This is a genomic window from Mesorhizobium sp. M1169, assembly GCF_040318345.1.
Taxonomy (GTDB): Bacteria; Pseudomonadota; Alphaproteobacteria; order Rhizobiales; family Rhizobiaceae; genus Mesorhizobium.
In genome coordinates this window covers 22384-42459 of record NZ_JAMYME010000036.1, presented here as the reverse complement: position 1 = coordinate 42459, position 20076 = coordinate 22384, and the positions used below count along the sequence as shown (strand labels likewise).

At 61.1% G+C, this 20076-nt stretch carries 24 protein-coding genes; 5 read left to right on the top strand and 19 right to left on the bottom strand.

What is annotated here, in order from left to right; genetic code table 11:
- Positions 1–123 precede the first annotated feature (123 nt).
- Together NKH41_RS26555 and NKH41_RS26550 are read right to left on the bottom strand one after the other, a co-directional pair.
- A complete protein-coding gene (locus tag NKH41_RS26555) occupies positions 124–1170 on the bottom strand; it encodes an NAD(P)-dependent alcohol dehydrogenase (protein WP_352934673.1) in 1047 nt (348 codons plus the stop codon).
- A gap of 656 nt (positions 1171–1826) precedes the next feature.
- Positions 1827–2666 carry a succinate dehydrogenase/fumarate reductase transmembrane subunit gene (locus NKH41_RS26550; protein ID WP_023678783.1) on the bottom strand — a complete coding sequence of 280 codons (840 nt, stop codon included), beginning with the start codon at positions 2664–2666 and terminating at the stop codon, positions 1827–1829.
- A gap of 546 nt (positions 2667–3212) precedes the next feature.
- Between NKH41_RS26550 and NKH41_RS26545 the strand changes: the two genes are divergently transcribed.
- Positions 3213–3479, top strand: a complete 267-nt coding sequence (locus NKH41_RS26545; protein WP_352503269.1) for an AbrB/MazE/SpoVT family DNA-binding domain-containing protein — start codon at positions 3213–3215, stop codon at positions 3477–3479.
- Between the two features lie 591 nt (positions 3480–4070).
- Positions 4071–4922, top strand: coding sequence for an S-formylglutathione hydrolase (gene fghA / locus NKH41_RS26540; protein WP_352934670.1), 852 nt, complete (start codon positions 4071–4073; stop codon positions 4920–4922).
- 21 nt (positions 4923–4943) lie between these two features.
- On the opposite strand, the gene pqqE is transcribed toward fghA, so the two are convergent.
- From pqqE to NKH41_RS26500, 8 genes are all read right to left on the bottom strand, one after another.
- Positions 4944–6065, bottom strand: coding sequence for a pyrroloquinoline quinone biosynthesis protein PqqE (gene pqqE, locus NKH41_RS26535; RefSeq protein WP_352934667.1), 1122 nt, complete (start codon positions 6063–6065; stop codon positions 4944–4946).
- Positions 6062–6358: a pyrroloquinoline quinone biosynthesis peptide chaperone PqqD gene (gene pqqD / locus NKH41_RS26530; RefSeq protein ID WP_352541868.1), complete on the bottom strand. Its 297-nt coding sequence runs from the start codon at positions 6356–6358 to the stop codon at positions 6062–6064. Before pqqD ends, pqqE begins: the two co-directional genes overlap by 4 nt.
- A complete protein-coding gene (gene pqqC, locus NKH41_RS26525) occupies positions 6355–7113 on the bottom strand; it encodes a pyrroloquinoline-quinone synthase PqqC (RefSeq protein ID WP_352851145.1) in 759 nt (252 codons plus the stop codon). Before pqqC ends, pqqD begins: the two co-directional genes overlap by 4 nt.
- On the bottom strand, positions 7110–8048 hold the full coding sequence (pqqB, locus tag NKH41_RS26520) for a pyrroloquinoline quinone biosynthesis protein PqqB (protein WP_352934665.1): 939 nt from the start codon (positions 8046–8048) through the stop codon (positions 7110–7112). The genes pqqC and pqqB overlap by 4 nt, the downstream gene beginning before the upstream one ends.
- 153 nt (positions 8049–8201) lie before the next feature.
- On the bottom strand, positions 8202–8297 hold the full coding sequence (locus tag NKH41_RS26515) for a pyrroloquinoline quinone precursor peptide PqqA (protein WP_101918690.1): 96 nt from the start codon (positions 8295–8297) through the stop codon (positions 8202–8204).
- 216 nt (positions 8298–8513) lie between these two features.
- Positions 8514–9377 (bottom strand): substrate-binding domain-containing protein, encoded by an 864-nt coding sequence (locus NKH41_RS26510; protein ID WP_352450664.1) that lies wholly within the window; start codon positions 9375–9377, stop codon positions 8514–8516.
- Position 9378: 1 nt separating this feature from the next.
- Positions 9379–9903 (bottom strand): c-type cytochrome, methanol metabolism-related, encoded by a 525-nt coding sequence (locus NKH41_RS26505; RefSeq protein WP_352474919.1) that lies wholly within the window; start codon positions 9901–9903, stop codon positions 9379–9381.
- 155 nt (positions 9904–10058) lie between these two features.
- The gene (locus NKH41_RS26500; RefSeq protein ID WP_502893813.1) at positions 10059–11834 is read right to left on the bottom strand and encodes a methanol/ethanol family PQQ-dependent dehydrogenase; all 1776 of its coding nucleotides are present in this window, start codon (positions 11832–11834) and stop codon (positions 10059–10061) included.
- Positions 11835–12014: 180 nt separating this feature from the next.
- On the opposite strand from NKH41_RS26500, the gene NKH41_RS26495 reads away from it, so the two are divergent.
- Together NKH41_RS26495 and NKH41_RS26490 are read left to right on the top strand one after the other, a co-directional pair.
- On the top strand, positions 12015–12284 hold the full coding sequence (locus tag NKH41_RS26495; protein WP_352775537.1) for a hypothetical protein: 270 nt from the start codon (positions 12015–12017) through the stop codon (positions 12282–12284).
- Positions 12285–12631: 347 nt separating this feature from the next.
- Positions 12632–12985 carry a hypothetical protein gene (locus NKH41_RS26490; RefSeq protein ID WP_023678826.1) on the top strand — a complete coding sequence of 118 codons (354 nt, stop codon included), beginning with the start codon at positions 12632–12634 and terminating at the stop codon, positions 12983–12985.
- Positions 12986–13088: 103 nt separating this feature from the next.
- Here the strand turns inward: NKH41_RS26490 and NKH41_RS26485 are convergent, their stop codons facing one another.
- From NKH41_RS26485 to NKH41_RS26470, 4 genes are read right to left on the bottom strand one after another with little or no spacing between them, the layout of a single operon-like run.
- Complete coding sequence (locus NKH41_RS26485; RefSeq protein ID WP_352934697.1) at positions 13089–13829, bottom strand: ABC transporter ATP-binding protein; 741 nt, start codon at positions 13827–13829, stop codon at positions 13089–13091.
- Positions 13798–14595 carry an ABC transporter permease gene (locus tag NKH41_RS26480; protein ID WP_352474630.1) on the bottom strand — a complete coding sequence of 266 codons (798 nt, stop codon included), beginning with the start codon at positions 14593–14595 and terminating at the stop codon, positions 13798–13800. The genes NKH41_RS26485 and NKH41_RS26480 overlap by 32 nt, the downstream gene beginning before the upstream one ends.
- The gene (locus tag NKH41_RS26475) at positions 14592–15578 is read right to left on the bottom strand and encodes an ABC transporter substrate-binding protein (protein WP_352934659.1); all 987 of its coding nucleotides are present in this window, start codon (positions 15576–15578) and stop codon (positions 14592–14594) included. The genes NKH41_RS26480 and NKH41_RS26475 overlap by 4 nt, the downstream gene beginning before the upstream one ends.
- A 43-nt stretch (positions 15579–15621) precedes the next feature.
- Positions 15622–15831: a hypothetical protein gene (locus NKH41_RS26470; protein ID WP_023678830.1), complete on the bottom strand. Its 210-nt coding sequence runs from the start codon at positions 15829–15831 to the stop codon at positions 15622–15624.
- Positions 15832–16195: 364 nt separating this feature from the next.
- Here NKH41_RS26470 and NKH41_RS26465 point away from each other — a divergent pair, with 364 nt between their 5' ends.
- The gene (locus tag NKH41_RS26465) at positions 16196–16576 is read left to right on the top strand and encodes a c-type cytochrome (protein WP_352934656.1); all 381 of its coding nucleotides are present in this window, start codon (positions 16196–16198) and stop codon (positions 16574–16576) included.
- A 59-nt stretch (positions 16577–16635) separates the two neighbouring features.
- On the opposite strand, the gene gph is transcribed toward NKH41_RS26465, so the two are convergent.
- The 5 genes from gph to NKH41_RS26440 all read right to left on the bottom strand — a co-directional run bounded on the left by gph (position 16636) and on the right by NKH41_RS26440 (position 20061).
- Positions 16636–17337, bottom strand: coding sequence for a phosphoglycolate phosphatase (gene gph, locus NKH41_RS26460; protein ID WP_352934653.1), 702 nt, complete (start codon positions 17335–17337; stop codon positions 16636–16638).
- A complete protein-coding gene (locus NKH41_RS26455; protein WP_352934651.1) occupies positions 17334–17891 on the bottom strand; it encodes a thioredoxin family protein in 558 nt (185 codons plus the stop codon). Before NKH41_RS26455 ends, gph begins: the two co-directional genes overlap by 4 nt.
- A gap of 40 nt (positions 17892–17931) precedes the next feature.
- Entirely contained in the window at positions 17932–18618 is a 687-nt protein-coding gene (gene rpe / locus NKH41_RS26450; RefSeq protein WP_352541879.1) for a ribulose-phosphate 3-epimerase, read from the bottom strand.
- 62 nt (positions 18619–18680) lie between these two features.
- The gene (gene cbbX, locus NKH41_RS26445; RefSeq protein ID WP_352686149.1) at positions 18681–19619 is read right to left on the bottom strand and encodes a CbbX protein; all 939 of its coding nucleotides are present in this window, start codon (positions 19617–19619) and stop codon (positions 18681–18683) included.
- Positions 19620–19626: 7 nt separating this feature from the next.
- On the bottom strand, positions 19627–20061 hold the full coding sequence (locus NKH41_RS26440) for a ribulose bisphosphate carboxylase small subunit (protein WP_352934648.1): 435 nt from the start codon (positions 20059–20061) through the stop codon (positions 19627–19629).
- Between the last annotated feature and the right edge of the window lie 15 nt (positions 20062–20076).

Here is a 20076-nt window from a genome sequence, read left to right as displayed (position 1 = left end):
GCCGGCAAATGCCGTGCACCAGCCTCAACCGCGCTCAGGGGCCGCCGCCAATTTTGGCAGCCCGGAAGGCTACGAAAGCATCGAGGAGATCGGGAGGACAACCCGGGCGCTTTGGAATTCCCCTTAATCCGGCAACAGGATCTGAAGCTTTACGTCCGCCGGCCGGGCTTCGACTGCGCGGTCGAAGGCGGTGATGGAATCTTCGAAGGGGAAGGTCCCCGAAATAAGTGGCTTTAGGTCGACCCGGCCCGACCCCATCAGCGCGATTGCCCGCTCATATTGGTGGGCATATCGGAAGACAGTCTCGATGCGGACTTCCTTGGTCGAGGCGGTGGCGACATCGAATGCGATCGGCGCCACCGGCAGGCCGACCACCACTACCGCGCCACCGGGCCGCGGCAGATCGAGCAGGGTCTCCCATGCCTTGGACGAGCCTGAGCATTCAAACACCACGTCGGCGCCCCAGCCATCGGTCAGGCGCTTTACCTCCGTCCCCAGGTTCTTGTCGCGGACGTTGACCGGGATCACGCCTTGATAGCCGCCGGCGATGTCGAGCTTGGGTTGGGCGAGATCTGCAACAACGGCGCGGGCGCAGCCGCCCGCGAGCGCCGCGATCGCCACCATCGTGCCGATCGGCCCTGCGCCAATCACCACCGCCGTGTCGCCCGGCGCGATCTTTGCTTTGGCAGCCGCCTGCATGCCGACGGCGAAGGGCTCCACCATGGCGCCTTCGGCGAAGCTGACATTGTCGGGCAGTTTGAAAGTGTAGTTGGCGGGGTGGACGACATAGGGCGTCAGCACGCCGTGGATCGGCGGCGTTGCCCAGAACCTGACCGCTGGATCGATGTTGTAGAGGCCGAGCCGGCTCGCCCGCGAATTGAGATCGGGGATACCCGGCTCCATGCAGACGCGGTCGCCGACCTTCAGATGCTCGACGCGTTCCCCCGTTTCGACGACGGTGCCGGCGGCTTCATGGCCCAAGACCATCGGCGCTTCGACCACGAATGGGCCGATGCGGCCATGCGTATAGTAGTGCACGTCGGAGCCGCAGATGCCCACCGTATGGATCTTGATGCGAACTTCGCCCGGGCCGACGGTCTGTGGCAGATCGATGTCACGCAGCTTGAGTTCGTGCTGGCGTTCAAGGACAAGGGCGCGCACGTTCGTCATCGACGTAGTCTCCTCTAAAGCTTATTGTAGGGGCCTTCGTGACCTTACTTGCACTCGGCGCGTTCATCATAGCGGCTCATTCACAGCTTCAAAATCCAGCTCGGAAAACAGGGGGGTTGCCTGATTCCGACTATTCGTACGAACTTCCCGGCCAAAGGACTTTGAAGGCCGGCCATGCCGCTGCCGAATGCCCTCGGCGGAATGAAATAGTCGTTCGCCCCGAGACTCCCCACTCCCCCGCCTCCAAGCCAGCAGGCAGTCGTCAACAGGGGTCCAGCAGGTGCGCGATACCCGACGCTACATGCCATGGAACGCTTGCCCGATCCGCTTCTGGTCGATGCGGCCCACCAGGTGAAATGTCCGCTATCGTTTTTTTGGGCGCCAGAAGTTCCCGGATCGCTTCCCGCCCGTAACGCTGCTGGGCGGCAATGCGCTTCATTAACGTCATTTTCCATTCGAAGCGCTCAGGCCGGAAGCTGCCGTGCGTAAGACGCCAGGTCATCGCCCGCCGCGGATAAGTTTGCAGTTGGACAATATTGGCCAGCCGGGCGATCCCGGCATTTGGCGTTGCTTCGGCGAGTCAATACTGAGCCTGCGCTTACGCGCCATCCTTCTCGACAAGACCAACGGCTGGACCCGATCGAGTGCAAACGGGTTCAGTTGGTGCTGGTTGTGGCGGTGAACCCGCACTGCTTCTGTTCCATATCGATCTGCTTCGTGATGCGGACGGCGTTCTGTGCGTAGGCCTCCGTCACGGAGCCACTATTCACAGTCTTGTCCTTCAGCGGGCTCACGCCTGCGCAGAGGTGGAAAACATGCGGCTCGGTGGATTTCGCGGCTCCGTTTTCGGGCGCGATCCAGTAGACGACATCCTGACCGGCGGGGTGGCTCGCGTCGCGCGTCGCCGCCGCCACGGCGGCGGTGTCCGTCGCGATCGCCTGCGCCTGAGCGGCGACATCGGGCGAACAGGCGGTGGTGGGCTGCCCCGACTTGATCTGGGCTGCGCATGCGTTCATATCCTGGGTGTACTGTTCGACCGACGGGGGTTTGAAACTGATCCCCATCACCGTCGCGAGCACGGCCAGCGCGGCGCCGACGCCGCCGGCAACCTTCTTGGTCCGCGGATCCATGTTTTTGTCGGTGAGGATCAGGAAAACCAGCGGGAGGAAGGCAATCAGTGTGATGATTGCGCCGAGCTGGTTTTGGAAGAAGAACCTGGCTGCGTCGGATGCACGAGCCGGATCGTGCCTGTTGGCCGCCTTCCATAGCAAGTTGCCGGCGATTGCGAAAATCGCGATGCCGACCAGAAGGCCGATGACCAGCGGCAGGTGTCCCTGGTCGAACTTGTTCTGGCGAAGCAGCATAATTCCGTAGATCTCGCCGCCAATGGCGACGATCCACGAGAGTGCGGCGAAAAGGCGAAGACGCGTGGCGGAGGACTTCTGGCCCTGCGTCGCTTGCCAATCCTTGGTAACGTCTGGCTTGTTGTCGGTCATTGACCAGATCCCCTGATATCGACACTTCTGCGGGCGGCGTTAGACCAGAAGGCCAATCCGCCCTGCGCAGCGTCATTGAACGAGCGTCACCTGCCTTAGCGACACGGCGATAATGTGAGCGCCACGGCAGGCCTCATCTCCATTCATGATTCATATTGCGCATGAGTGAATCCGTCCATACCCACGCAGGCAGACGCCTATGCGGCGATGGCTTGTTCTTGTTGATCTCTGGTTAATCGAACTTGACGCTGTCTTCCCTCGCTTCCCGGCGGCGGTCGCGCCATTCCCGACACCAGCCGAAGCGAATTGACGAGCCATTTTGAACGAGACAGCTCTAACGAGACAACATTGCGGCAAGATCGACGCGGATAGCGGCCGCGGTGTTGGCTTGCATGCTGGCCTCCAGGTGATGTTTGGCGACTTCACTCTGGCAGAGCGCTGGTCGCGATTCAGTCGCCGCATGGACGCCAAGCTTGGCCCCGACCATCTGCATTGATAATAATGCAGATTTGCATTGTCTTATCGCGATGAACAGGAATGTTTAACATGACAACGTTGACAGTGACGACAAGGGGACAGGTGACGTTCCGCAAGGACGTGCTGCAACATCTGGGCATCAAACCGGGCGAGAAAATCGAGCTTGATCTGCTGCCCGACGGTCGGGCGGAATTGAGGGCTGCACGGGCGAAGGGGTCGTTCCGGGACCTCCACGGCTTCCTCAGAGGCAAGACGAACGGCCGGGTGCTCAGCATCGAAGAGATCAACGAGGCGATGGCGGAAGCGGGCGCTGTGGCCGGGTCCGGCGAGGAATGAGGGTTACGGCCGACACGAATGTGCTGCTGCGCGCCTATGTCGCCGATGATGAGGGGCAGGCGGCCATTGCTGTCGACCTGCTGGCCAAAGCGGACATCGTGGCCGTGAGCGTGAAGGCCTTGTGCGAGTTCCCAGGGTTCTGGCCCGGCAGTACCAGACAGAGCGCGAAAATTTGCCGCGGCGATCCGGGCGTTGCTGAACACCGCGAATGGTTGTCGTCAACCGGCCGGCAGTTTCCGCGGGGCAAAAGTCGATCAGTGGGTTGCGAAACCGCCGCTGACCAGGTTTGGCAAACTGGACGTCAAGCCGCATTTGCGCAGGGCTCGGCGTCCCGGAAGCATCGCCGATGCCTGCGCAGTGACTGCGTCCTTGTTATAGCCAGCATCGCCAACAATCGCCCAGCCTGGCCCGTATGGCGCTGCGCCAGCGAGCGGCCTCTCGCGCCTTGCTGCGCCAAGACGGTCGGCGAAGGCAGGCCATCCCGGCTCCGATCAAGAGCCCCGCGCGCCAGCCGGCCCACCAAGGTTGCCGCGATCACCCTTGATGTCGTAGAGCCTACGGTCGGCGGTTAAAATTGGTGGAGAAGGATATATGCCAGAGCACCTGAAACTCGTCTCGACTGCCAAGTCGCATGGCGGCGCCCAGCATGTTTACTCGCATCTCTCCACGAACTGCTCGTGCGAAATGACGTTTGCCATTTTCGTGCCTCCGCAGGCACGGGAAAGCCGTTGTCCCGTGGTCTGGTACCTCTCCGGGCTCACCTGCACCCATGCAAATGTGATGGAAAAAGGTGAATACAGACGTATTGCCGCCGAACTTGGCGTGATCGTTGTCTGTCCCGACACCAGCCCGCGTGGTGCCGACATTCCGGATGAAAAGGACAATTGGCAGTTCGGCAGCGGCGCCGGTTTCTACCTTGACGCGACGCAAGAGCCGTATGCCAAGAACTATCGCATGTATTCCTATATCGTCGAGGAGCTGCCAGCCGTGATCGGGCGCGAATTTCCCGCCGATATGGCGCGCCAGTCGATCTTCGGCCATTCGATGGGCGGGCATGGCGCGCTGACGATCGCACTGAACAATCCCGCGCGTTTCAGAAGTTGCTCGGCCTTTGCGCCGATCGTGCAGCCAAGCACAGCCGGCTGGTCGAAGCCGGCTTTCGAAAAATATCTCGGCCTGGATGAGGCCTCGTGGCGGCGCTACGATGCAACTTCGCTCATCGAGGATGGGCACCGTTTCCCGGAATTCCTGGTCGATCAGGGAACGTCAGACGGTTTCCTCCAGGAGGGCCTCAGGCCTTGGCTGCTCGAAGACGCCTGCTCCAAGGCAGGCATTCCGTTGAAATTGCGGATGCAGGACGAATACGATCACTCCTATTTTTTCATTTCGACATTCATGCATGACCATATGACGTGGCATGCCGAACGGCTTTCACGAGGGTAGGCCGTAGGAATTGGTCGGCAGTCAGGCGGGCTCGGTGACGACGCCGATGCGCCGGTAGACGAATGGTTCGTCCTTCGAAGGAACCGTCGCAGCGCGCTGGGCCTCGTCGACCAGCATTGCCATGCGCGCATGGATCGGCGATTTCGCGCAAGCCGGGTCCGTCGCGGCGGCATCGCCGGCGATTGCCATCGCCTGGCAGCGACAGCCGCCCCAGTCGATCTCGCGCCGCTCACAGTTGCGGCAGGGCTCCTGCATCCAGTCTGTGCCTCGAAAGGCATTAAATGCCGGGGAATCGGTCCAGATCGCGGCCAGGCTGCGTGTTCCAAAACGCTCGAAACCGAGCGACGGGATGGTCTGGGCGGCATGGCATGGCAGTACGGTGCCGTCCGGCGTCACCATGAAGGCGTCGCGCGCCCAGCCGCCCATGCACGGCTTGGGATAGATGGCGAAATAATCCGGCGTGACGAAATCTATGTTTATGATGCCGGTGAGCCGTTCGCGTGCCGCCGCGACGATCTCCGCCTGGCGGTCGACGGCAGCACGCTCGGGCATGAGTTGATCGCGATTGGTCAGCGCCCAGCCGGCGTACTGCACGTTGGCGATCTCGAGACGCTCCGCACCCAGCGAAAGGGCCAGATCGATGAATTCCGGTACCTCCTCGATATTGTGGCGATGGATCGGCGCGTTGATGGTAAGCGGCAAGCCGGCCGCGCGAGCGCGGCGTGCCGTTTCCAGCTTCTTTTCGTGGCTGCCCCTGTGATTGCCGATGCGCTCGGTGGTCGCCGGCCGTGCGCCTTGAAAGCTCAGTTGCAGATGGTCGAGCCCGGCTTCGGCAAATGCCTCGATGCGGCCATCCGCAATGCCGACGCCGGCGGTGATCAGGTTGGTGTAGACGCCCCGCGCCGAAAGCCCGGCGATCAATTGCTCGAGATCGCGACGCAGCGTCGGTTCACCGCCGGACAGATGCACCTGGAGAACGCCAAGGTCGGCCGCCTGCGAGAACAAGTCGAGCCAGCTCTGCGTGTCGAGTTCGCGATTGGCCTTCAGCAACTCGAGCGGATTGGAGCAATAGGGGCATTGCAGCGGGCAGCGATGCGTCAGTTCCGCCAGCATGCCGATCGGGGGGAGAGGGGGCTCGCTCATAGCTTCACCAGCAGCTTGTCCGACCATTCCTGCAGGAAGGCGACGACATCGGCCGCCACAGCCTCCCGTTCGGCATCATAATCTGCGGCAAGGCCGGCAATGATGTCGCCGACCGTGGACCGCCCATCGCAGCGGCGCAATATGTCGAGGCTTATGTCGTTTGGCCAGAACACCTTTTCGGGCGACAGCACGGCGAACGCCTGGCGCACGGGGTCATGCTGTATGCGCACGTGCTTCGGCAGCGATGGAACCGACTGCAGCGACACCATGGCTCTTTCGCGCAGTGCCATCATTGGGCTGCCTCCGGACGGAAGGCGCCGGGCGGGATATTGCCCGGCTCGCCATAGGCGTGTTGAAGCGCGTCGAGCATGGCCCAGAGTATATCGCATTTGAACACCAGTGCATCGATCGCCTGCTGCTGGCGTTCCGCCGCGTCGGCATGTTCGAGCACATAGGCGAGGGCGAAGTCGGCGTCGCGCGAGGCCTGTTCGGGCCGCCGGGTGAAATAGGCCAGCGTGTCCTCGGTGATATAGTCGTATCTGGCCAGCATCGCGGGTACCCGCTCGCCGATGATGAGCGGCGAGAACATCTCGGTCAGCGACGACGCGACCGCCTCCAGCAGGGTCCGGTTCGTGCAAAAGGAGAGGTAAGCGCCAACCGCAAAACGCGTCGCCGGCAGGGCCAGCCTCTCGCTCTTCACCGCGTCGGCATCGAGACCGAGCGAGGTCGCCAGGTGCAACCAGCGCGCAATACCGCCGCTCCAGCCGTCCTCGCCGTCATGATCCTCGATGCGTTTGCGCCAGGCGGCGCGAAACGCCGGATCCTCGGCATGCGCGAGGATCATGGCGTCCTTGCGCGGAATGACCGCCTGATAGCAATAGCGGTTCAGCGCCCAGGCCTGCATCTCGGTCCTCGACAGCGCACCGCTGGTCATCCTGTGATGGAAAGGATGGCGGTTGTGATAGCGCTCGGCACCGACCTGCCGCAGCACGGCTTCGAGCTCGCTTGAGGACAGGCCGTTGCTGGCCGCGTCGTGGAAATCACTCAAAGTTCCATCTCCATCCCGTCGCAGGCCACTTCCCAGCCAGCCGCTTCGACGGCTGCATGCTCGGCAGAATTCTCGTCCAGAACAGGATTGGTGTTGTTGATGTGGACGAAGACACGGCGGCCGATCCTCACATCGGCCAAGCCGGCGATCGACCCCGCGTCTCCCGACATTGCCAGATGCCCCATGCGTGCACCGGTCTTTTGGCCGACGCCGGCAGCAATCATCTCGTCGTCGGTGAAGACCGTGCCGTCGAACAGAAGGCATGCGGCATCGGCCAGACGCGTGCGCAGGCTCGCATCGATGCGCGCGCAGCCGGGGATGTAGAAGACGGAGCCGCGACTGCCGGCTCCGGCGATACGGACGCCGATCGTGTCGCCGGCATCGGAGCTGAAATTGGCATCCGGCTGGCCTCTTTCTTCGAGATAGAGGGCTATCTTCCCGGGCACGGGAAAACTCTCGACAGCCACCCCGGTGTCGTGGCCGTCTGAATCGCAGATCGACAGCTCTTGCGCCGGCGGCAAGATGCGTCGCGGCACGAGCGCCGGATCGAGGACATTGAAAATCGAATTCGCCTCCAGCGTCGCCAGAACCTGTGTCGTTGCATAGATAGCGAAAGGCTGCCGCTCACGCAGGCTGAGCAGGCCGGCGACATGATCGACATCGGCATTGGTCAGCACCACCGCGCGAATAGGCGTCGAGCGCAGCGGCGCATCGTGCGCGGGCTGCAATTCAGGCGTTGCCGCGATCTGCTGGCGAATGTCGGGCGAGGCGTTGAACAGAACCCACCCGAGGCCATCCGCCGACGCGGCGACACTCGATTGGGTTCGTGAATGCACACTAGCTACCCCGGTGCGAGCCGCACGGCTCAGACGATAATTGCAGTTCCATTGCGGAAAGCCGCCGCCGGCCGCCGATCCGATGATTCTCAAGCGCATGAAAACGCCCGCCCCGCGGCTTCTCTGACCAGCAGCCAATTTGCAGCCGCAAAAAACGGCCCGCCCGCTTTGCGCGCCTCAAACTCTTTCACGAAAATCCCATACGGCAAGGGGGTGCGTGCCCCTGTTGCCAGGGACACGCACCTCTGCGGCCTACTTCTTGGGAGTAATTTCAGCAGGCAGATAGCGCGAAATTTCAAAGCCCGCAGCAACCTGGCACATGGTCGGTTTTGTCCAGCTCTTCTTCATAACATTTCTCCTCTTCTACCAGCCCGAAGGGGCCGATCCGGTGGTTAGCCAACCATTGCAGGGCACCGAAGCAATGGCTCGTCCATCACGTTCTCAAAATGGACAAATGAACACAAGGTTTTGAAAGCCCGAAAAACAAAAAAGTATCGAAAGTAGCTGTAGTCTTCTCTTCAATTGTTCATCGCGTAGGTTTTTCCTCCTCCTGACCCATCCCGACTATTGCGTAATCGGATTGTCGTGCTCGTCGATCAGCGGCACATTGTAACCCAGCAGGAGCTTGGTGATCTCCGCCTGGTTTTCCCTGATCACCCGGTTTAGCGTCCGTTTCCATTCCTGGTCGGACGGACGTACACCCATGGTAATGCGGTAGGACATGCGCGAGCCGGTTTTTTCCTTCAACAGCGGAACAATGGTGACATCGGCTCCGAGTTCCCTGGCATAGTAGCCCGCCATCGGCCCCCACAGGACCGCCGCGTCGATCTTGCCGGCGAGCATGTCCTTGATCATGACCTCCCCCATGGAAGGGGTGACGCGCGTATCCACCGCCAGCGGGTAGATCTTGGCGGTCCGCAGAAGCTTGTTGGCGGCCATGTTGGCGGTTGGCGGCGTGCTTTCGACGACGCCGATTCTCTTGCCGGAAAGTTTCGGGTCTTCGATCGTCTCGATGCCTTCCATGCCGTTGCCTTTGGGGTATACCAGCACATAGGCGGAGCGATAGTAGGCGTTGGTGTTCTGCACCAGTTCATCGCCTTGGGCGTAGCCCATGATGATGTCGCATCGATTGGCCCCCAGCGTGTTGCGCACAAAGCCGGTGACAGTGGGAAACCACGTGTAAGCGACTGATTTCCGCCCCGTCTTCTTGGCAACCAGTTCAGCCAGCTTGTTTTCGAAGCCTTGGCCGTTCTTGTCGGTAAAGGGCATGTTCGAGGGATCTGCGCAGACGCGCAGAATGTCGGGATCGACCAGTTCGCCCGCAGCGCCAAGCCCGGCATTTTGCGCCAGAACATTCGACGGCAGCAAGGCGAGCGCGCCGAGGATCGGCAGAACGACACGCAGCTTCGATGCAGTGCAGCCGGTCATATCATCCACCCATGCAGGATGCTTCGGCATCCTTGGCTGCCTGAGCCTTGTTTTCGTGCTTCGGCGGCCTGCCGCGGGGTGCCGCGCCATCGGCGCGCGCGCGCAGATAGACGTAGAGATCGTCCAGGTAACAATAGACGTTCTTGTTGTCGCCAAAGGCGGGCATGACGTTTTCCTTGCCGCCGCCGACATTCTTGCGGCCCTCGGCGACGATCGACAGGAACGTGGCGTAATCCATGGTCTTCAGGCTATTAGCCAGGGCAGGCGCATAGCTCGAACCTGTGGCGTCCTGTCCGTGACAGACATGGCAATCTGAGTGATACCGGCGGTACCCGCTGAAGGTGTACCAATCGACGGTTCCGTTTTCGATCTTGTAGGTCGGATTTCCGTCCGCATCTAAATATTTGCCTCCTTCTTGCTTCACCGCCTTGGCTTTCTCCATGCTGTCTTCGGCCCGTACCAGACTTGAGCTGGCCAGAGGCAGCAGGACCAGGGCGAGAGCGGAAACTGCAATGCGAACGATCATTCAGGCTCTTCCTTCGTTTGCCAGAAACCCTGGCTGCCGTCGTGCAGCGGCATTGATCGGAGTGGGGTGCGCGGCGCAATCGAGAGCCCGGTTCCCGGCTTCGGGGTGACCCGGGCTCTCGTTTTCGAACCTAGCCGTGAGGCTCTTCCCGGTTATCAGTCCGGGAGGCCGAAGACGGTGAGCTGCCCGCCCAGCGTCGTATAGTCGGCAAGTGCCGCATAACCGCCGACGGCACCCAGACCGGCGGTTCCAACGACCGCGGCCTGATCGCCCTGCGCACGGCCCTGATCAACGGCGCCATGCCAGGCGGCGGCGTTGTCGGGCGAAAGCAGCCCACCTGCCAGACCGATACCGGCCCATCCACCGACGCCGGACAGAACGGCGACGTACTGCTTGCCGTCATGCTCGTAGGTCGTGATGTTGCCGATGATGCCGGACGGGGTCTTGAACTTGTAGAGTTCCTTGCCGTCCTTATCGACCGCCTTGATGTAGCCTTCGAGGGTACCGTAGAAGACGACGTCGCCATCCGTCGCCAATGCGCCCGACCACACCGAGAACTGCTCGGGCTTCGACCAGACGATCTCACCCTTGGCTGCATCCCAGGCAATGAAGTTGCCCATGTTACCGTCACCGCCGGGCGCCGCATACATCGACACGGTGGCGCCCACATAGGGCTGACCGGCGGTGTAGCTCACTTTGTAAGGCTCATAGTCCATGCAGACATGGTTGGTCGGCACGTAGAACAACCCGGTCTTCGGCGAGTAGGCGGCCGGCTGCTGGTCCTTGGTTCCAAGCGCGGCCGGGCAGATACCGGTCGAGTTGGTGTCTTCGCCGTTCTGCTGGGTCGAATACTTGGCCACGACCTGCGGGCGGCCATACTGGTCGCTCTTGGGATCCATGTTGACTTCCGTCGCCCAGTTCACTGCCGGATCGTATTTCTTGGCGACGAGAAGTTCGCCGGTGGCTCGATCCATTGTGTAGGCAAAGCCGTTGCGGTCGAAATGCACCAGCACGTCGTGCTTGGCGCCGTTGACCTCCATGCCATCGACGAGAATCATCTCGTTGATGCCGTCATAGTCCCACTCATCATGCGGGGTCATTTGGTAGAGCCATTTGGCAACACCGGTATCCGCATCGCGAGCCATGATTGTCATGGACCAGCGATTGTCGCCTGGGCGCTGGACCGGGTTCCAGGTCGAGGGATTGCCGGTGCCGTAATAGACCAGGTTCAGCTTGGGATCATAGGAATACCATCCCCATGTCGTGCCGCCGCCCGTCTTCCACTGTTCGCCTTCCCAGGTGTTCGTGCCGGAATCCTTTCCGACAGGCTTGCCGAGATGGGTGGTCTTCTCGGGATCGAGAAGGGTGTCTGCGTCAGGACCTTCCGAATAGGCTTTCCAGGCGAGCTTGCCGTCTTTCAGATTGTAGGCGGCCAGCCAGCCGCGAACACCGAATTCAGCACCGGAGACGCCCACGAGCACCTTGTCCTTGATGACTACGGGTGCCGACGTGCCGGATTCACCCTTTCCGCCATCGGTCTGGTCTCCGTTCTTGACAGACCAGACGACCTTGCCAGTCTTGGCATCGAGCGCGACGACGGTGGTGTCGGCCTGGTTGAGAATGATCTTGCCGTCGCCATAGGCAACACCCCGATTGACCGTGTCGCAGCACATGATCGGAATGACGTTCGTGTCCTGCTTGGGCTCGTATTTCCACAGGATCTTGCCGTCATTCTTGAGGTCCAGAGCATAGACGTTGTTTGGGAAAGGCGTGTGGACATACATCACGTCGCCGATGACCAGCGGCCCGCCTTCGTGACCGCGCAGCACGCCGGTGGAAAAGCTCCATTTGACCTGCAGGTTCTTCACATTGTCGGCAGTGATCTGGTTGAGTTTGGAATAGCGGGTGTTGGCGTAGTCACCCGTCTGCATCGCCCAGTTCTTCGCATCCGATGCGAGCTTTGCAAGGTCTTCATTGGCCGAAGCCGTACAGGCAGCGCCGAGCGATAAAAACGCCGCGGTCGTCAGAATGTAAGTAGTTTTCGCAAGTACACGCATCCAAAATCCTCCCGGGTTCGCAGTGAAGAATCGACCGTCAAGCCCCACAAGGGCTTGCCCAAGCAATTCATGTTGGGAAGTTATTTTCCGGCAGCTGTCACGACCTACCCCGAAGCAGAGGGCACCGTTACCGCCCGCCCCCCTTGGTCTTCGAAAGACTGCCGCCGCTCCCTGATGACGGTGGCGCTCTTGAAGCCGGAAACAGGAAAAAGCTATGTCATCGTAAAAGTCCAGGCAAGCAAAAACCTACAATGGGTCGCTGCGCTGCAATATCGATATGGTGCGATGCAATATTTAGAAACAATTAAAATAAGAACCGTATGAAAAACTAATAAGAGAATGACCACCAGCCGCCGATATATATAGCCAACATATTGTTCGGGTATTCTCGAGGTGATATACATTTGACTTTATTTCGATATATTCTGCGGGGCACCTCCGAGTAAGTATGCGGGCGTCTCGCTCGCTGCCGATAGTGAGCGAAGCATGAAATGAACGTATGAAGGAGGGCGCGCAGCGGGTCATGAAGCGGGCTCTTGTCGGTCGATAGGGCATTCCTCCTTTGGTCCTATACGCAGGCCATGGGAGCTTGACTGGCTTTGCGGCACGTCGCCAATTGGAGCGATGACCCCGTCTGGATGCATGGTGTCCAGGCCAACTGGAGGTTCCTCATGATAAGGTCTGTTGGATCTCTCACCTTGCCGGTGGCCTTTGCGGCGACGCTGGCTTTTGCCAACTTGGCCAACGCCGCGGGAGACTACCCGACGGCAACGATTGCCGACTACGTGCTCGGCTGCATGCAAACAAATGGCCAGACACGTCAGGCGCTTGAAAGCTGTTCCTGCTCGATCGATGTTATCGCCTCGATCCTTCCTTACGATCACTATGAGAGGGCGGAGACCTTCAAAAGCATGTCGTTGACGACAGGGGAGGCGGCAGGGTTGTTTCGCGAAAGCGCGCCAGCGAAGGCGGCGCGCACGGAACTGAAACGCGCGCAGGCCGAAGCCGACGTACGTTGCTTTTAGTCAGGCGGAACAGGCACGCGTGGCCGTGCGCCTCACAGTCCCGCCGTTTCTATGGCCATTGGCTGCGAAATACCTTGCAATCCGCGTTCGAGCCGTAAGGCGATCAGGCCACACCCGGAAATTTTTGCTGGAATGACCGCAAAAGGTCGCTCATCACCTGTGGATTGCGATGCTGCCGCGGCAGTCTTACGTCGAACATGCCGAGCACGTGGGCTGGGCGCTGCGCAAGCACGATGATGCGGTCCGACAGCATCAGTGCCTCGCGCAGATTGTGCGTGACCATCAAGGCGGTCGTAGGCCGCGCTGACCAGACGGTCAAAAGCAATTGCCGAAGCCGCTCGGCGGTCTGTTCGTCGAGGGAGGCAAAGGGTTCGTCCAGGAAAAGCACCGCCGGTTCGGTGGCGAAAGCCCTGGCAAGCGCTGCCCTGCGCGCAAGGCCGAGCGAAAGCTCCGCCGGATAGAGCGAGCGCATGCCGGCGAGGCCGAGAGTGTCAAACAGCTCGTCGAGACTCTTTGCTCTTAGGCTTTTCGGCAGCGCCAGCCTGACATTCTGCTCCACCGTCCGCCATGGCAGCAAAGTAGGCTCCTGGAACACGGCGGCGATGCGGTTCGAGCCGCCTTGCGGCAGTTGGAAAGAGCCGGAAAAGTCTTTGTCCAGTCCAAGCAGGATGCGCAACGTCGTGGTCTTGCCGCAGCCCGACGGCCCAAGCAGGCAAGCGAATTCGCCCTGCCGGACCTCGAAGGACATACCCTGAAGCGCCGTGATCGAGACGCCTTGCGCGGACCTGAAGGTCTTTTCGGCGATATCGACCCTAAGCGGGACGACCGCGCCAACGGGTTGCATGTCGTTCAATGGGCTGCACCAGGAGAAGTTCGATGACAAGCATCACCGCCACGAAAGCCAGCGTGTACGCGAGAATGGCGGCGACGTCGAAGAGCTGGAAATAGAGATAGATCTGGAAACCGACGCCATTGGAGCGGCCGAGCAGTTCGACCACCAGGACGATCTTCCAGATGAGGGCGATGCCGGATCGCGAGGCCGCGGCAAAATAGGGCTGCAGTTGCGGCAACAGGACATGGCGGATGCGCTCGAGTGGGGTGAAGCGGTAGACGGCGGCCATTTCGGCATAACGCGGATCAAACGCCCTGGCGCCTTCGCGCATCGTCACCACGACATTCGGGATCTTGTTCACGGCAACCGCGCCAATCGCCGCCGCCTCGTTGAGGCCGAACCAGATATAGGCGAGCACGATGACCACCAGCGCGGGAATGTTGAGAAACAGGACCACCCATGGACTGAAGAACCGGTCCGCACCGCGGTAGCTGCCGAGGATAACGCCGATGACCGAGCCGATAATCATTGCGACCACGTACGCCGCAGCAACCCGTCCGAGCGTCGCGCCAAGGTGATAAAAAAGGTCGCCGCTCGCCGCTTCCCTGAGCAGCACCTGCCAGACCTGCCCTGGTGAGGGCAAAGCGCGGCTTTGCCACAGATTGGCCGCGAGGCTCCACAGCAGGCAAAGTCCCAGCAGGGAAACCGTTACCGTCAGCGCTGGCGTCAGCGCCGTCGCAAAGCCGGATCGACGCGACTTGTCTTCCGTTGCGGTCATTTCGCGAGTTCCGGCCAGAACGTGCCGGGCGCCATCTCGGGCGCCCTGCCAACCAGCTTCTCGCCGCCTATCGCGGCCAGCACGTGATAGAGTTTGCCCGCATCGGCCGCTTCTTCGGCGACCGGCCGTCTGGGGATGCCCTGGCGATAGCGGTCGCGCAGTTTTTCCAGCTCCTTGCCTTCTGCGCGAATGAGCGGCGCCAGGCGCAGCCATTCATCATCGGATCTGGCCAGCAAGTCCTTGGCCTGCTTGGATGCCTTCAAGAAGCCCCGGGCGGCATCCGGATCGTCGCTCGCCCATTGGTCGTGGAAGACGTAGCCGAGTGCCGACACGGGGCCCGAGGCACCAAGCGCTTTCGTCGCGTCATCCGCACCGATCAACCGGCGAAAGCCATTGGCCTCGAGCCGGGCGCAGAAATGCCAGAAATTGAGCACGGCATCGAGTTCGCCTTGCATCGCCTTTTCAGAAATCAGCGGCGGCGCGCCAAAGACGACGTCACAGGCTGTCGGCAGGTCGAGGCCGTGCTCGCGTCTGGCCAGCGCCTGGACCAGTAGCCAGCTCTTGTCGAGCGGGCCGCCGGCGACACCGATTTTCTTTCCCTTGAGGTCGGCGAGCCTCCGGATCGGCGATTCCTCCTTCACCATGATTGCCCCTACGGCGGTCGAATAAGGGGCCAATGTAAGGTCGCCGCCCTCGGAGCGCTGGCGCGAGACCCACAGCCAGTCGGTCACGATCATGTCGATCGCGCCGGCCAGCAGCGCGACGTTGGTCGCATCCTCCCCGGCGAAGTAGACAATCTCCAGATCGATCCTGTTGGCCTCGTCGAGCTTGTGGCGTTTCAGCGTATCGAGTTCCCAGCTCACGGTCCCGAACTTCAGGACACCAATTCGGACCTTGGCGGCCGCAAAGACAGCAACCGGCCTTGAGGCGAGGATGGCCGCCAAAGCCGCCAAGCGCAGCGTCGTACGCCGCGAAATCATCATGGCGTCTCCTCTTTCAGGGCCGTCGACGAACCAGGAATGTCGATCAAATCGCTCGTTCCTTGCTCGGAACGGCACATTTCCAGCGCACGACCTTGAGACTCGGATGTTCCTGAGACCATTTTGCGATCTCGGCGGGCGCCAGGAACATGCATTGGAACAGAGAGCCGCGGCTCTCGAAATAGAGATGTTCATCTCGGCAATTGCCCGGATTGGCGCTAAGGCACACCGTTAATATGAGATCGACCATGTCCATTTGGCACTTATCGTCGCCTGCGCGGCGAACTCTCCAGAGTTCGTGCTTTGGAGTTGCGCGGATTCCTGAAGGTGCCCAAACAGCAAACCGGTTGGAGTGAGGCTACGCGTTCGGCCAACAGGCGTCAATGATGTGGACCGCGTGTCGCTACACACTTCCCTTCGCGCAGTCGGGAAACGAAACAGGACCTTTGTACGATTGACTTCCCTCATCGGCAGTCTAGCTTTTCGAGGTGTGCAGGTGCTGCCAGTCCGGGGAGGAAGGACGAATGGTTCGCTCTCCCGCTTTAAAACGAATGCCGGCGATCAAGGCATCGACACGCGTAAAGTGTCCCGGGCACTCACACCATCAATGAGGAAATGCCATGCGCGCAGTCGCTTTTTTCGCCGCCGTGTCCGTCGCCACCTTTGTCGCTACCCAGTCTCAGGCACAGGATGCCGCGGCGGGTGAGAAGGTCTTCGCCAAATGCAAGGTCTGCCACGTCGCAGACAAGGACCAGAACAAGGTCGGCCCGTCCTTGAACGGCGTCATCGGCCGAACGGCCGGGACGCATCCGGGGTTCAGCTATTCCAAGGCCATGACCGAGGCCGGCAAGTCCGGCGTCAAATGGGACGAAGCCACGCTGACGACCTACCTTCGCGATCCCAGGGCGATGGTCAAAGGAACCAAGATGGCGTTTGTCGGTCTCAAGAAAGACGAGGACATCGCCAACGTCATTGCTTATCTGAAACAATTCTCAAAATAACGCGGTACTGCCGGCCGTTGGACTGCGCTCGGCCGGCGTTGGCTGGGCTGCGCTTGGGGTCACGCAGCGTCTTGCAGCCTCTGCATCGCGGAGGGCAGATCGAACAGGCTGTCGCAAACGAGGTCGGCGCCAAGCTCTTCAACGGGAATTTGGCTGTATCCGCCACGCAGCAGAATGACTGCCATGCCGGCGGCGCGGGCGGCGGCCACGTCGGCGCTGCTGTCTCCGACCATCAGCGTGTCACGAGGTTCGACCTGAAGCAGGTCGAGCGCCAGCAACAGCGCGTCTGGCGCCGGTTTCAAGTATGTCACCGCGTCTCCGCCGACGATCGCGCCGAGATATTCCGTCAGCCGAAAATGCAGCAGGATTTCGCGAGCTGCCAGCTGCGGCTTGTTGGTCACCACGCCCAAGGCTATTCCGCTCAAATGCAAGTGCGTGAGAACCTCCCTGACGCCAGGCATCAGCCTCGTGCGGCCGGTCAGATGCCTGCGATAGATCGGCGCCATGACGCGGTTGGCCTCATCGAGCGCAGTGCCGAGGAGCGGCGTGCCGGAAGCCGCGAAGGCGCGCTCGACCAGTTTCCTGATGCCGCCGCCGATCATGGCCTTGACCTGATCCAGCCGCAGCGGCGGCAGATCGCGTCCGGCCAGCAATTCGTTGACGGCGGCCGCTATATCAGGCGCCGAATCGACCAGTGTGCCGTCGAGGTCGAACAGGATCGCCGTGGGCGAGCGAAACGGCCTGCCTGCGCCGACGTTCATGCAGCATCCTTCCACTTGATCGAACAGCCGATCGAAGGGATCTGGTCAAGCGGTCCGTCGCCGGTTCGGGCAACCTGCTTCATCGCCTCGAACAGGTCGCGCCTCAGCCCGGGCAAGTCGGCGTCGCGTCGCGACGCGTCCAGCCGGCCGCGATATTGCAGCGTCAACTCGCTGTTGAGCCCGAAGAAATCCGGGGTGCAAACGGCTCCGTAGGCACGCGCCACCGTCTGGTGCTCGTCATGGAGATAGGGGAAAGTGAGGCCGTTCGTCCTGGCAAAGAGCTTCATGTTGTCGAAGGAATCATCTGGATAGGCGTCGCTATCATTGGAGTTGATCGCGACAAAGCCGATGCCTTCGGCCTTGAGGTCATTGGCGTCGCGCACCATGCGTGAAATCACCGCCTTCACATAGGGGCAGTGGTTGCAGATGAAGGCCACCACCAGCCCGTTCGGGCCGGCGTGGCTTAAGATCGAATGCGATGTGCCGTCGACGCCTGGCAAAACGGCGTCGATGGCTCGCCAGCCGAAATCGCAGAAAGGTGGGATTGCCGCCAAGTTTTCCTCCGATGAAATGTTTGCCCTCCGATGAAACGGTTTACGCCGCTTTCCGGATCGCCCCGTCGGCCGCCTGCCTGATGGCGCCGATATTGGCGCGATAGGCCGCCTCGGTGCCGCCCTTAAAGATGGCCGAGCCGGCGACCAGCACATTGGCGCCGGCCGCGGTGACCAGCGGAGCGGTTTCGGGCGTGACGCCGCCGTCGATCTCTATGTCGATCGGACGATGGCCGACCAGCGCCTTGACCCGCCTGACCTTGTCGACGACCGCCGCAATGAAGGCCTGGCCGCCGAAGCCCGGATTGACCGTCATCAGAAGCACCAGATCGAGCCGGTCAAGTACATATTCGATGACGCTTTCCGGCGTTGACGGGTTCAGCGACACGCCGGCCTTCTTGCCGAGATTTCTGATTGCCTGCAGCGAACGGTCGAGATGCGGTCCGGCCTCGGCATGCACCGTAATGATGTCGCAGCCGGCATCGGCGAAGGCGCCGAGATAGGCGTCGGCCGGCGCGATCATCAGGTGGCAGTCGAAGACCTTGTCCGTTCGATTACGGATCGCCTTGACCACCGGCGGACCGAAGGTGATGTTGGGCACGAAATGGCCATCCATCACGTCGAGATGGATCCAGTCGGCACCCGCCCGGACGACCGCTTCGACCTCGTCGCCGAGCCGCGAGAAGTCCGCGGAAAGCACCGAGGGCGCGATGATTGTCTTGCTATCCATGGTCGTCGGCTCCCATTCTGTCGTCCGTTTCCGGTCGCTGCACACCAACCGCCGTCATCTTGTCAGCGCGCCTTCGTCTCCGGTTCGCCTTCGAGCTTACCTTCCGCGAACACGCGGCTGCCGCGAATATCGGATTCCTCGATGGTGATAAGATCGATTTTCGTCAACGCCCGGTCGCGCGATGCGAAAAGCCGGCCGGCCTGGCGAAGCCGCGCCCGGTCGAGGCTATTGCGAACGGAGCGGGCGTTGGAGAAATGCGGCAGCCGCATGCGGATCGGGAGATACTCTTCGAGCGCCTTGGCCGCCGCTTCGCTGAGGCGGTAATTCTGTTCCGCCAGCATGATCTCGGCGATTGATTTGAGTTCGCTGACGCCGTAGTCCGGAAAATCGAGGTGATGGGCGATGCGCGAGCGCATGCCGGGATTGCTGTCGAAGAAGCGGTCCATCTTGTCCTTGTAGCCGGCAAGAATCACAACCAGATCGTCACGGTTGTTTTCCATGCATTGCAGCAGGATTTCGATCGATTCCTGGCCGTAGTCGCGTTCGTTCTCGGGCTTGTAGAGATAGTAGGCCTCGTCGATGAAAAGCACCCCGCCCATGGCGCGCTTGATCACTTCGCGGGTTTTGGGCGCGGTGTGGCCCACATACTGGCCGACGAGATCGTCGCGCGTCACCGCGACCATGTGCCCTTCGCGGACATAGCCGAGACGATGCAGGATTTCGGCCATTCTGAGCGCCACGGTGGTCTTTCCGGTACCGGGATTCCCCGTAAAGTTCATGTGCAGCGTCGGCGCGCCCGAGGTCAGCCCGAACTTGCGGCGAAGCCGGTCGACCAGAAGCAGCGCCGCGATCTCGCGGATGCGGGTCTTGACGGGCTTCAGGCCGACGAGTTCGCGGTCGAGCTTGTCCATCACCTCGTCGATGTTGGAGGCCTCGAACTCGGCCTGTAGATCAACCGATTCGCCCTGCGCGGCAGCGCTCTTAGCTATCGCGTCCAGCATGGTTCGCCTAGCTCCGTTCGCCTTCGGGCCTGTCGGTCGCATAAGGCACGATCGAATAGCCCTGACTGCGGCCGTCACGCTCTTGGCGCAGCAGCCGGAACCCGGGTTCATTGGGTGGCCGGTTGACGATGAATGACATGCGCGGTGCTTCCCAGCCCTTGGTCGAATCGAAGGCGGTGACCCGGACATACATGTTGGGCATAGCTCTCCGGCAATTGTCGACTTCAAGCAGGATGCCCGCCGGGTCCCTCAGGTCGAACATCGGGTTGCCGTACATTTCCCAATAGGTGTTTCGCGGATGTGGATCGTCCGTGTACTCGACGCTGACCGCCCAGTGGTTTTTCAGTGCGTATTTGATCTGCGCCGAAATCTGCTCATCGGTTAGCTCGGGCAGGAACGAAAACTGTCCCTGCGTGACCTTGTTTCCGGGATTGGTCATCATGGCGACGGTTCCTTT

Coding starts and splice junctions, on each gene's coding strand:
- NKH41_RS26490 (WP_023678826.1), top strand. CDS start 12,632: ATGATAAGGTCTGTTGGATCTCTCACCTTGCCGGTGGCCTTTGCGGCG.
- pqqB (WP_352934665.1), bottom strand. CDS start 8,048: ATGCGCTTGAGAATCATCGGATCGGCGGCCGGCGGCGGCTTTCCGCAA.
- pqqD (WP_352541868.1), bottom strand. CDS start 6,358: ATGATGGCACTGCGCGAAAGAGCCATGGTGTCGCTGCAGTCGGTTCCA.
- NKH41_RS26470 (WP_023678830.1), bottom strand. CDS start 15,831: ATGGACATGGTCGATCTCATATTAACGGTGTGCCTTAGCGCCAATCCG.
- NKH41_RS26440 (WP_352934648.1), bottom strand. CDS start 20,061: ATGATGACCAATCCCGGAAACAAGGTCACGCAGGGACAGTTTTCGTTC.
- NKH41_RS26555 (WP_352934673.1), bottom strand. CDS start 1,170: ATGACGAACGTGCGCGCCCTTGTCCTTGAACGCCAGCACGAACTCAAG.
- NKH41_RS26465 (WP_352934656.1), top strand. CDS start 16,196: ATGCGCGCAGTCGCTTTTTTCGCCGCCGTGTCCGTCGCCACCTTTGTC.
- pqqE (WP_352934667.1), bottom strand. CDS start 6,065: ATGAGCGAGCCCCCTCTCCCCCCGATCGGCATGCTGGCGGAACTGACG.
- NKH41_RS26515 (WP_101918690.1), bottom strand. CDS start 8,297: ATGAAGAAGAGCTGGACAAAACCGACCATGTGCCAGGTTGCTGCGGGC.
- cbbX (WP_352686149.1), bottom strand. CDS start 19,619: ATGCTGGACGCGATAGCTAAGAGCGCTGCCGCGCAGGGCGAATCGGTT.
- NKH41_RS26510 (WP_352450664.1), bottom strand. CDS start 9,377: ATGACCGGCTGCACTGCATCGAAGCTGCGTGTCGTTCTGCCGATCCTC.
- NKH41_RS26505 (WP_352474919.1), bottom strand. CDS start 9,903: ATGATCGTTCGCATTGCAGTTTCCGCTCTCGCCCTGGTCCTGCTGCCT.
- NKH41_RS26550 (WP_023678783.1), bottom strand. CDS start 2,666: ATGACCGACAACAAGCCAGACGTTACCAAGGATTGGCAAGCGACGCAG.
- NKH41_RS26545 (WP_352503269.1), top strand. CDS start 3,213: ATGACAACGTTGACAGTGACGACAAGGGGACAGGTGACGTTCCGCAAG.
- rpe (WP_352541879.1), bottom strand. CDS start 18,618: ATGGATAGCAAGACAATCATCGCGCCCTCGGTGCTTTCCGCGGACTTC.
- NKH41_RS26485 (WP_352934697.1), bottom strand. CDS start 13,829: ATGCAACCCGTTGGCGCGGTCGTCCCGCTTAGGGTCGATATCGCCGAA.
- NKH41_RS26475 (WP_352934659.1), bottom strand. CDS start 15,578: ATGATGATTTCGCGGCGTACGACGCTGCGCTTGGCGGCTTTGGCGGCC.
- NKH41_RS26500 (WP_502893813.1), bottom strand. CDS start 11,834: ATGCAGACGGGTGACTACGCCAACACCCGCTATTCCAAACTCAACCAG.
- NKH41_RS26480 (WP_352474630.1), bottom strand. CDS start 14,595: ATGACCGCAACGGAAGACAAGTCGCGTCGATCCGGCTTTGCGACGGCG.
- fghA (WP_352934670.1), top strand. CDS start 4,071: ATGCCAGAGCACCTGAAACTCGTCTCGACTGCCAAGTCGCATGGCGGC.
- gph (WP_352934653.1), bottom strand. CDS start 17,337: ATGAACGTCGGCGCAGGCAGGCCGTTTCGCTCGCCCACGGCGATCCTG.